Source organism: Elioraea sp. (genome assembly GCF_022842375.1).
Lineage (GTDB): Bacteria > Pseudomonadota > Alphaproteobacteria > Acetobacterales > Acetobacteraceae > Elioraea_A.
On sequence record NZ_JALHPR010000017.1, the window covers coordinates 83,255 to 94,581 of the forward strand.

At 69.2% G+C, this 11,327-nt stretch carries 7 protein-coding genes and 1 tRNA gene; 5 read left to right on the forward strand and 3 right to left on the reverse strand.

The annotated features are described in order from the left end of the window. Window positions 1-5: 5 nt before the first annotated feature. From Q0C38_RS15015 to Q0C38_RS15025, 3 genes are all read right to left on the reverse strand, one after another. Entirely contained in the window at window positions 6-1,013 is a 1,008-nt protein-coding gene (locus Q0C38_RS15015) for an SIS domain-containing protein (RefSeq protein ID WP_291297915.1), read from the reverse strand. A 162-nt stretch (window positions 1,014-1,175) separates the two neighbouring features. Continuing rightward, window positions 1,176-1,826 carry a ribonuclease D gene (locus Q0C38_RS15020; RefSeq protein WP_291297916.1) on the reverse strand — a complete coding sequence of 217 codons (651 nt, stop codon included), beginning with the start codon at window positions 1,824-1,826 and terminating at the stop codon, window positions 1,176-1,178. 175 nt (window positions 1,827-2,001) lie between these two features. Continuing rightward, a tRNA-Leu gene (locus Q0C38_RS15025) sits at window positions 2,002-2,088 on the reverse strand. A gap of 139 nt (window positions 2,089-2,227) precedes the next feature. Between Q0C38_RS15025 and Q0C38_RS15030 the strand changes: the two genes are divergently transcribed. The 5 genes from Q0C38_RS15030 to Q0C38_RS15050 all read left to right on the forward strand — a co-directional run. Further along, complete coding sequence (locus Q0C38_RS15030) at window positions 2,228-3,184, forward strand: complex I NDUFA9 subunit family protein (RefSeq protein WP_291297917.1); 957 nt, start codon at window positions 2,228-2,230, stop codon at window positions 3,182-3,184. A gap of 253 nt (window positions 3,185-3,437) precedes the next feature. After that, on the forward strand, window positions 3,438-4,880 hold the full coding sequence (locus tag Q0C38_RS15035) for an NAD(P)-dependent oxidoreductase (protein ID WP_291297918.1): 1,443 nt from the start codon (window positions 3,438-3,440) through the stop codon (window positions 4,878-4,880). 20 nt (window positions 4,881-4,900) lie between these two features. Further along, window positions 4,901-9,439: a glutamate synthase large subunit gene (gene gltB, locus Q0C38_RS15040; RefSeq protein ID WP_291297926.1), complete on the forward strand. Its 4,539-nt coding sequence runs from the start codon at window positions 4,901-4,903 to the stop codon at window positions 9,437-9,439. Between the two features lie 61 nt (window positions 9,440-9,500). Further along, window positions 9,501-10,169, forward strand: a complete 669-nt coding sequence (locus Q0C38_RS15045) for a glutathione S-transferase family protein (RefSeq protein WP_291297919.1) — start codon at window positions 9,501-9,503, stop codon at window positions 10,167-10,169. A 49-nt stretch (window positions 10,170-10,218) separates the two neighbouring features. Then, the coding region (locus Q0C38_RS15050) for a caspase family protein (protein WP_291297920.1) at window positions 10,219-11,327 on the forward strand (1,109 nt) is incomplete at its 3' end.

Genomic DNA, 11,327 nt, shown 5'->3' on the forward strand with positions numbered 1-11,327 from the left:
TTCCGTCACGCCACCCCGGCGCGCAGCAGGTCGTGCACGTGGATGACGCCGACGGGCCTGTCGGCGTCCGTCACGAACAACGCGGTGATCCGGGCCTCGTTCATGATGCGCATCGCCTCCGCCGCCAGGGCGTCGGGGGCGATCGTGCGGGGCGCTTCTGTCATCACCGAGGCAGCAGACTTCACAAGGAGGTCAGCCGACATCGCGCGGCGAAGGTCGCCGTCGGTGATGATGCCGGCGAGCGTTCCGTCGGGGCTGGTCAGCCCGAGGCAGCCGAAGCGGCCGGCGGTCATGCGCAGGATCGCCGCTGCCATCGGCGTCCCGACCGGGGCGAGCGGCACCTCGTCGCCGGCATGCATGAGGTCGCGCACCCGCAGCAGGCGCCGCCCGAGCCGGCCGCCAGGATGGAACACGCGGAAATCGGCGGCCGTGAACCCTTTCCGCGCAAGCAGCGTGACCGCGAGCGCATCGCCGAGGGCGAGCATCTGGGTCGTCGAGGTGGTCGGCGCGAGGCCCATGGGGCAGGCCTCTGGCGCATCGGCGAGGATCAGCGCGACGTCGGCATGCTCGGCCAGCGTGCTGCCGGCGCGGCTGGTGATGCCGACCAGCGGGATGGCGAAGCGACGGGCATAGTCGACCAGGTCGGCCAGTTCCGGCGTCTCGCCGCTGTTGGAGAGGGCGAGAACGGCATCGGCCGCGGTGATCATGCCGAGGTCGCCGTGGCTCGCCTCTGCCGGGTGGACGAACAGGGCGGGCGTTCCGGTGGAGGCGAAGGTGGCGGCAATCTTGCGCGCGACGTGCCCGGACTTGCCCATGCCGGTGACGACGACGCGGCCCGTGGCGCCGGCGATCAGGTCGATCGCACGGGCGAAGCCGGCATCGAGCGCATCGGCGAGTGCGGCCAGGGCCGCTGCCTCGGTCGCGAGCACCTGGCGGGCCGCGGCAAGGTCGCTCGCTGCACGGTCGCTGTCGCGGGAAAGCGGCGCGGCGGTGCCGGCCAGGGAACCTGTCATGCGTCGATTTTCCGATGCCTGACCAAGCATGTAGGGCTTGGCCAGAGGCCGGGTCAACGGAACGTCGCTCTTGACAGGCAAAACATGTGCCATGGCACACGAACGTGCGCAGGCGAAGGTTGCGACTTCCTCAACGCCGGTGCGGCAAGCCCCTGGTCAATGTCAATGATGGAAGATGTCCGGCTCCTCGTAGCCGAGAAGGTCGAGTTCCGCCCTCGCCGGCAGGAAGGCAAAGCAGGCCTCGGCCAGCGCAAGCCGCCCCTCGCGGGCGAGCAGGCCCTCGAGCCGCGCCTTCAGCGCATGCAGGTGCATGACGTCGGAGGCCGCATAGGCCAGCTGCTCCGGCGTGAGCTCAGGCGCGCCCCAGTCGCTCGACTGCTGCTGCTTCGACACCTCGACGCCGAGGATTTCCTTGCAGAGGTCCTTCAGCCCATGCCGGTCGGTGAAGGTGCGGACCAGCTTGGCGGCGATCTTCGTGCACCAGACGGGACGCGTCTCGACGCCGAGGAAATGGTGGAACACCGCGACGTCGAACCTGGCGAAGTGGAACAGCTTCAGCGTCGCGGCATCGGCCAGCAGCGTCTTGAGGTTCGGGCAGTCATAGCCCCGCCCGCCCAGGCTGGGCGGGACCAGTTGCACGAGGTGGGCATGGCCATCGCCGCCCGAGAGCTGGACGAGGCAGAGCCGGTCGCGGCGCGGGTCGAGCCCCATCGTCTCGCTGTCGACCGCGACGACGGAGCCGAGCGTGAGCCCCGCCGGCAGGTCATGGCGGTGGAGGTGGATGGTCGTGCCGTTGGCGAAGAGCGTGGTCATCGGGCTGGGTGGTACCGTGGCTGCCGGAGGGTGCCCGGCGGCAGGCAGGCCAGGCGCAGCGCCGGGGGGAAGGGACAGGCGGCACCATCGCGCAGCGCAGGGTGCGGCGCAACCGCCCCGCTTGGGCGCGCCGCCTCCGCGTTCCGAAACGGTGAGGTCAGGCTTGGGGGAAGGATGGTGCCCAGGAGAAGACTCGAACTTCCACGACCTTTCGGCCACAGGTACCTGAAACCTGCGCGTCTACCAATTCCGCCACCTGGGCAATGATCGGTGGGAGGGGCGGACGTGTAGCGCCGGGCGGCGCGGGCGTCAACGGCGCCAGCGGCGTGGTCGCAGCGCTTGAGCAAGTGGGCCTGCTGGCCACATGGTGCAGGCAGGCGGGCAACAACCAGAGGTGATGCATGACGGCTTTGGCCCCGGGTACTGGTAGCGTGGCGACGGTGTTTGGCGGGGCCGGGTTCATCGGCCGCTACATCGTCAAGCGGCTTGCCACGCAGGGCTTCGTCGTCCGCGTCGCTGGCCGTGACCCCGAGCGCGCGATGGCGCTGAAGCCGATGGGCGTGCCGGGCCAGATCCTGCCCGTGCGCGCCTCCGTCACCGATGCGCGCAGCGTCGAGGCCAGCGTCAACGGTGCGACGGTCGTCATCAATTGCGTCGGCATCCTGTTCGAGAGCGCGGGCGCCCGCTTTGCCGCCGTGCAGGGCCAGGGGCCTGGCATCGTCGCCTCTGCCGCCGCGGCTGCGGGGGTTGGGCGGATGGTGCATCTCTCGGCGATCGGAGCGGATGCGGCGAGCCCCAGCGTCTATGCCCGCACCAAGGCCGCCGGCGAGGCGGCGGTGCTGGCCGGCTTCCCGGGTGCGACCATCCTTCGTCCCTCCATCGTGTTCGGGCCGGAGGATGGGTTCTTCAACCGCTTCGGCTCGCTCGCACGGTTCGCCCCTGCGCTGCCGACCTATGGCGGCGGCACGACGCGGTTCCAGCCCGTCTATGTCGGCGACGTGGCCGATGCCGTGATGGCATCGCTCGACCGGGCCGAGGCGATCGGGCGCACCTACGAGCTTGGCGGCCCGCGCATCTATACCTTCAAGGAGCTGCTGCAATACGTGCTGGCCGTGACGGGCCGGAAGCGGCTGCTGATCGATCTTCCGTTCAGCGTCGGCAATCTCCAGGCGCGGCTGTTCGAGCTCCTGCCCACGCCGCCGCTGACACGTGACCAGCTCCTGCTGCTCCAGCGCGACAACGTCGTGGCGGAGGGCGCGCTGACGCTCGCCGATCTCGGCATCGCGCCAAAGGCGCTCGAGGCCATCGTCCCCGCCTACCTTGCGCGCTTCCGGCCACATGGGCGTCGCGCAGCATAAGTCCGAATCGGACCTATCAATTTCCGGTCTGCTCGAATCAGATGCCGCATCGTCGCCCGTCTGGGCGATCACGCGGCACTCGTAAAGAAATAGGGTCCGAAACGGACGTTTCCTGCTCATTCTGACTCGTCAGCCTGCCTGACCCATTGTATGGACGCTGCGTTGGCTTCGCCGATGGCTGGCGGCGGCCAACCCGTGACCGGGGACCACCCCGGCCGGACCATCGGGGCGTTGCTGAGATCGGAGCGTGAGCATGGCCGAGCGGATGCTGAAATTCGTCGCCACCCCCCAGCGGACGCCCGACAAGCGCAGCGCCGCCGAGCGCAGCGGCGACTGGGACGAGATCTACCGCGAGTTCTCGGCCGAGCGTGCCACGGAGCAGGCCAGCCGCTGCAGCCAGTGCGGCGTGCCGTTCTGCCAGGTGCATTGCCCGCTCGGGAACAACATCCCCGATTGGCTCAAGCTCACCGCCGAGGGGCGGCTCGAGGAGGCCTATGAGGTCGCCTCTGCCACCAACACCTTCCCCGAGATCTGTGGCCGCATCTGCCCGCAGGACAGGCTGTGCGAAGGCAACTGCGTCATCGAGAAGGGGTTCGAGAGCGTCACGATCGGCGCGGTCGAGAAATACATCACCGACACCGCCTTCGAGAAAGGCTGGGTGCGGCCGCCGAGCCCGCAGCGGGAGCTTCCCTACAGCGTCGGCATCATTGGTGCCGGCCCCGGCGGGCTTGCCGCCGCCGAGCAGCTGCGCCGCCAGGGCTACGCCGTCGACCTCTATGATCGGTATGACCGGCCCGGCGGGCTGATGATCTACGGCATCCCGAACTTCAAGCTCGAGAAGCCGGTCGTGCTCAGGCGGTGGGACCTCTACCGCGCCGCCGGCATCCGCTTCCACATGGACTGTGCGGTGGGGAAGGACATCTCGCTCGCCGAACTGCGCAACCGCCACGATGCGGTGCTGATCGCCACCGGCGTCTACAAGGCGCGCGAGCTCGGCGGACCAGGCTCCGGCCTCTCGGGAATCGTGCCGGCGCTCGACTACCTCACCGCGTCGAACCGCAGCGGGCTCGGCGACAGTGTTCCCGCCTTCGCCGATGGCACGCTGAACGCCGCGGGCCGCAAGGTCGTGGTGATCGGCGGTGGCGATACGGCGATGGATTGCGTGCGAACCGCCATCCGCCAGGGTGCCACCTCGGTCACCTGCCTCTACCGCCGCGACAAGGCGAACATGCCGGGCAGCATGCGCGAGGTGAAGCACGCCGAGGAGGAGGGCGTTCGCTTCGAATGGCTCGCAGCACCCGAGGCGTTCCTGGGCGACCGTGCGGTGGCCGGCGTGCGGGCCGTGCGCATGCATCTTGGCCTGCCCGATCCCGCTGGCCGCCAGCAGGTCGAGCCGATCGCCGGGTCCGCCTTCACGGTCGAGGCCGATCTCGTGATCAAGGCGCTCGGCTTCGACCCGGAGGACGTGCCCGCGATGTTCGGCGAGACGGGCCTTGCCGTGACGCGCTGGGGCACGCTGAAGGTCGACCACCGCACGATGATGACGTCGGTCCCGGGCGTGTTCGCTGCCGGCGACATCGTGCGCGGCGCCTCCCTCGTCGTGTGGGCGATCCGCGATGGGCGCGATGCAGCGGCCCAGATGCACCGTTTCATCCAGGAAAAGGCAGCGGCAACCGTCGCCGTCGCGGCAGAGTGAGGACCGGACCCATGGACGGCATGATTCCTGAGCGTGGTTCTGAGTTCGTTGCGGCCCACGATGCCAATGCCGCGGTGCTGCGCGAGGCCGGCATCGACCTCACCGAGCATGATGCCTGCGGCGTCGGCGTCGTCGTTGCCCTCGACGGCAAGCCTTCGCGCCGCGTGGTGCAGGCGGGCATCGATGCGCTGCGAAGCGTGTGGCACCGCGGCGCCGTCGATGCCGACGGCAAGACCGGCGACGGTGCGGGCATCCATGTCGAGATCCCGCGCGACTTCTTCGCCGAGGCCGTGACGCGCGGCGGCGACACGGTGCGCCCGGGGCGCATCGCCGTCGGCCAGGTGTTCCTGCCCAAGACCGATCTCGGCGCGCAGGAGCGTTGCCGCCAGATCATCGAGACCGAGATCCTCGCACTCAACTACGGCATCTATGGCTGGCGGCAGGTGCCGATCGACGTCTCGGTGATCGGCGAGAAGGCCAACGCGACGCGGCCCGAGATCGAGCAGATCATGCTCTACGACCCCGATGCCCGCGACGATGCGACGGTCGAGCGCGACCTCTACGTCATCCGCCGCCGGATCGAGAAGGCGGCGATCGCGGCCCAGGTGAGCGACCTCTACATCTGCTCGCTCTCGTGCCGGTCGATCATCTACAAGGGGATGTTCCTGGCCGAGAGCCTGACGGAATTCTACCCCGACCTGGTGGATGAGCGCTTCATCTCGCGCTTCGCCATCTACCACCAGCGCTACAGCACCAACACCTTCCCGACATGGCGCTTGGCGCAGCCGTTCCGGATGGTCGCGCACAACGGCGAGATCAACACGATCACCGGCAACGTGAACTGGATGAAGAGCCACGAGACCAGGCTCTCCTCGCCGCTGCTCGACCAGTACATGGACGACATCAAGCCGGTGATCCAGTCCGGCGGGTCGGACACCGCCATCCTCGACAACGTGTTCGAGGTGCTGGTGCGCGCCGGCCGCGACGCGCCGATGGCCAAGGCCATGATGATGCCGGAAAGCATCGGCTCCAACGCGACGATGCCGGAGGCGCACCGCGCGCTGTTCCTCTACTGCAACGCCGTGATGGAGCCGTGGGACGGCCCGGCGGCATTGGCCGGCACCGATGGCCGCTGGGTCGTTGCGGGGATGGATCGAAACGGCCTGCGCCCGATGCGCTACACCGTCACGGCCGATGGGCTTCTCGTCATCGGCAGCGAAACGGGCATGGTGAAGCTGCGCGAGGACGAGATCGTCGCCAAGGGCCGCGTGGGCCCCGGGCAGTGCATCGCGGTCGACCTCGACGCGCCCCGCTTCTTCAGCGACCGCGAGCTGAAGGACATGCTGGCCGGGCGCGAGGATTTCGGCGCCTGGACGCGGCGGACGCTGCATCTCGATGCGCTGATCCGCACCGATGCGGCAGAGACGGCGCGGCTGGTCGGCGAGGAGCTTCGCCGCCGCCAGCTCTCGGCCGGCCTCACGCTCGAGGAGCTCGAGATGATCCTCCACCCGATGGTGGAGGAGGCGAGCGAGGCGACGGGCTCGATGGGCGACGACACGCCGCTCGCCGTGCTGTCGGAGCAGTACCGGCCGCTGTCGCACTACTTCCGCCAGGCCTTCAGCCAGGTGACGAACCCGCCGATCGACAGCTTGCGCGAAACCCGCGTGATGACGCTGAAGACGCGGCTCGGCAACCTCGGCAACGTGCTCGACCAGGACCAGGGCCAGTGCGACCTGCTCCAGCTCGAGAGTCCGGTGCTCACGACCACCGAGTTCGAGGCGATGCGCGCGCACATGGGCGACAACGCGGTGGAGGTCGATTGCACCTTCCCCGTGGCCGAGGGAGAGGCAGGGCTTCGCCGCGCGATCGAGCGCATCCGCCGCGAGGCCGAGGAGGGCATCCGCGCCGGTGCCGCGCATGTCATCCTGACCGATGAGCGCGTCTCGCCCGCGCGTTGCGCCATCCCGATGATCCTCGCCACCGGTGGCGTGCACACCCACCTCGTGAAGCAGTCGCTCCGCACCTTCACCTCGCTGAACGTGCGCGCGGCGGAAGCGATCGACACCCACTACGTCGCGGTGCTGATCGGCGTGGGTGCCACCACCGTGAACCCGTGGCTTGCGCAGGAGTGCATCGCCGACCGCCACCGTCGTGGCCTGTTCGCCGACATGCCGCTCAAGACCGCCGTGCAGCGCTACCGGAAGGCGATGGACAAGGGCCTGCTCAAGATCATGAGCAAGATGGGCATCGGCGTTCTGTCGTCATATCGCGGCGGGTACAATTTCGAGGCGATCGGCCTGTCGCGTTCGCTGGTGGCCGAGTTCTTCCCTGGCATGCAGAGCCGCATCTCCGGCATCGGCATGTCGGGCATCGCGCGCAAGGTGTTGGCACTCCACGCCAAGGCGTGGGATGCCGATGCGGTGACGCTGCCGGTCGGCGGCCTCTACAAGCTTCGCCGCACCGGAGAGGCGCATGCCTTCGCCGGATCGCTGATCCACATGCTGCAGACCGCGGTCGCGACCGACAGCTACCAGACCTACAAGCGCTACGCCGATGCGGTGCGGAAGCTGCCGCCGATCGCACTCCGCGACCTGCTCGACTTCAAGATGGAGGGCCGGAAGGCGATCCCGGTCGAGGAGGTCGAGAGCGTCACCGAGATCAGGAAGCGCCTGGTCTCTCCCGGCATCAGCTTCGGCGCGTTGAGCCCGGAGGCGCACGAGACGCTCTCGATCGCGATGAACCGCATCGGTGCCAAGTCCGACAGCGGCGAGGGCGGCGAGGATGCGGGGCGCGCGAAGCCCCGGTCGAACGGCGACAACGCCAACTCGGCGATCAAGCAGATTGCGTCGGGCCGCTTCGGTGTCACGGCCGAGTACCTGAACAACTGCCGCGAGATCGAGATCAAGATGGCCCAGGGGGCCAAGCCCGGCGAGGGCGGCCAGCTCCCCGGCTTCAAGGTGTCGGAGATCATCGCCAGGCTGAGGCATTCGACGCCCGGCATCGCGCTGATCAGCCCGCCGCCGCACCACGACATCTACTCGATCGAGGATCTGGCCCAGCTCATCTACGACCTGAAGCAGATCAACCCCGAGGCCGCGGTCTGCGTGAAGCTGGTAGCCCGTTCCGGGATCGGCACGATCGCCGCGGGCGTTGCCAAGGCCAAGGCCGACACGATCCTGATCTCCGGCCATGTCGGTGGTACGGGCGCGTCGCCGCAGACCTCGATCAAGTACGCAGGGCTCCCCTGGGAGATGGGGCTGTCAGAGGCGCACCAGGTGCTGATGCTGAACCGCCTGCGGCACCGCGTGAAGTTGCGCACCGATGGCGGCATCAAGACGGGCCGCGACGTGGTGATGGCCGCGATGCTGGGGGCCGAGGAGTTCGGCATCGGCACGGCGAGCCTCGTCGCCATGGGCTGCATCATGGTGCGGCAGTGCCACGCCAATACCTGCCCCGTCGGCGTCTGCTCGCAGGACGAGGCGCTGCGCGCGAAGTTCGACGGCACCCCGGAGAAGGTGATCAACCTCTTCAGCTTCGTGGCCGAGGAGGTGCGCGAGATCCTCGCCGGCCTCGGCGTGCGCAAGCTCGAGGAAGTGATCGGGCGCACCGACCTGCTGCAGCAGGTCAGCCGCGGCGGCGCGTATCTCGATGACCTCGACCTCAACCCCATTCTCGCGCAGGCAGACCCCGGCCCCTATGCGCGGTTCTGCACGCTCGAGGGCCGGAACGAGGTGCCCGAGACGCTGGATGCGCAGATGATCGCCGATGCGGCGCCGCTGTTCCGCGACGGCGAGAAGATGCAGCTCCAGTACAATATCCGTTCCACATACCGTACGATCGGGACGAAGATGTCGTCCAAGATCGTCCGCCAGTTCGGCATGAAGGGGCTCGCACCCGGCCATGTCACGGTCAGGCTGCGCGGCTCGGCGGGGCAGAGCCTCGGCGCCTTTGCGGTGCAGGGGCTGAAACTCGACGTGTTCGGCGATGCGAACGACTACGTGGGCAAGGGGCTCTCGGGCGGCACGATCGTGGTCCGCCAGGCGCCGTCCTCGACGCTCCGCTCGAACGAGAACACCATCATCGGCAACACGGTTCTCTATGGGGCCACGGCGGGCTGGCTGTTCGCTGCCGGCCAGGCGGGAGAGCGGTTCGCGGTGCGCAACTCGGGTGCCACGGCGGTGGTCGAGGGCTGCGGCTCGAACGGCTGCGAGTACATGACCGGTGGCGTGGCGGTGATCCTCGGGGCGGTCGGCGACAATTTCGCTGCCGGCATGACGGGCGGGCAGGCCTTCGTGTACGACCCCGAGGGCCTGCTGCCGGTGCGCGTGAACCCCGAGCATGTGCTGTGGCAGCGCCTGTCGCACCCGCACTGGGAGATGACGCTGCGTGACCTGATCATGCGGCATGTGGCGGAAACGAACAGCCGCTTCGCCGCGATGCTGCTGAACGACTGGTCGCGCGAGCGTGGGCATTTCTGGCAGGTCGTGCCGAAGGATTTCGTCAGCTACCTGCCCGTGCCGCTCTCGCTCGAGGCAACGAAGGCGCAAGCGGGAGACTGATCCGCACACGATCGCGGCGGGGTGACGCGTGGGATGGGCTGTGCGATAAGCGCGGCCTCCCATGCGCCTCCTCTATCACCTCCCGCTCTCGCCCTATTCGCGCAAGGTGCGTCTTGCCCTTGCCGAGAAGGGGCTTCCGTTCGAGCTCAAGGTCGAGAAGGTGTGGGAGCGCCGGCCTGACTTCCTGGCGCTGAACCCCGCGGCACAGGTGCCCGTGCTGGTCGAGGACTCGGGGCTCGCCGTGGCCGACAGCGCTGCGATCTGCGAGTACCTCGACGAAGCCTACCCCGACCAGCCGCTGCTCGGCCGTTCATTGGCCGAGCGGGCCGAGTGCCGGCGCATCGTTGCCTGGTTCGACGGCAAGTTCGCCCGCGAGGTCGATGACAACCTGCTGTTCGAGAAACTGATGAAGCGCCTGTTCGGCCGGGGCGAGCCCGAGGGCGGCGCGATCAGGGCGGGGTTTGCCAATCTCCGCCATCACCTCGCCTATCTCGGCTGGATCGCCGAGCACCGGAAATGGCTCGCCGGCGAGACCCTCACGCTCGCCGATCTCGCGGCGGCCGCGCATCTCTCGGCGCTCGATTTCCTGGGCGATGTCGACTGGTCGGTCAGTCCCGCGGCGAAGGAATGGTATGCGCGGGTGAAGTCGCGCCCCTCGTTCCGGGCGCTGCTGGTCGATCGCGTGCCGGGCCTGAGCCCGCCCGCGCACTACGCCGATCTCGACTTCTGAGCCCAGCGAGCGGTTGACACGCCACGCCGCCGCAGCGCGATCATACGCGATGACCCGTGTCGTTCTTGCACTCCTGGTCCTGGTCGCCACCGCAATGCCCGCGGCCGCACAGCGCGTGGCGCTGGTGATCGGCAACGGTGCCTATCGCGAGGCGCCGGCGCTCGCCAACCCAGAGGCCGATGCGCGCGGCGTTGCCGCGTCGCTCTCCCGCCTCGGCTTCGCGACCGACCTGCTGCTGGATGCCGACAGGCCCGCGATGGAGGCCGCCATCCGCCGCTTCGGCGAAGCGGCCGTGGGGGCGGAGGCAGCACTCGTCTACTACGCCGGCCACGCGGTGGAGGTCGCCGGGCGGAATCACCTCATCCCCGTCTCGGCCCGCATCCGCAGCGACCGTGACCTGCCTTTCGAGACGATCGATTTCGATGCGGTGGTGGCACAGCTCGAGGGCCGCGCGCGGGTGATCCTGGTGTTCCTCGATGCCTGCCGCGACAATCCGTTCCGCCAGCGCCTGTCGGCGAGCGGCACGCGCGGCGTCGCCGCCCCGGGCCTCGCCCCGGTGCGCGGGCCGGTGGGCACGCTGGTCGCCTTCGCCACGGCGCCCGGGCAGGTGGCGCAGGACGGGTTTGGCCGCAACTCGCCCTTCACGGCAGCGCTGTTGCAGCACATGGAGACGCCGGGCCTCGAGATCCGCCCGATGCTGGGCCGCGTCAGGCAATCGGTGCGCGAGGCGACGGCGGGGTCGCAGGTGCCGTGGGAGAATTCCTCGCTCGAAGGCGAGTTCTTCTTCCGTCCCGGGGCCGCGCAGGTTGCCACCGCCACCCCGCCGGCGCCCGACCCGGCGCTGAACCAGGGCGCGCCGCGCTCGGGCATCAGCCCCGATGGCGCGACCGAGCGGCTGTTCTGGGAGAGCGTGAAGGACAGCCGCAGCCCGGACGAGCTCCAGGCGTATCTCCGTCGCTACCCCGATGGCGTGTTCGCCGACCTCGCGCGCACCCGCATCGCCGCCCTCGAGCGCGCCCAGCGTCCCCCCGTGCCGGTCCCGCCGCCGCCGCCGCCGCCGGTGACGATCGAGGCAGCACGCCCGCCGCCGCCCGCTCCAACGCTACCAGCCGCGGCGCCACCAGCCGCAGTCGCTGCCGTTCCAGCGCAGCGCGCCCC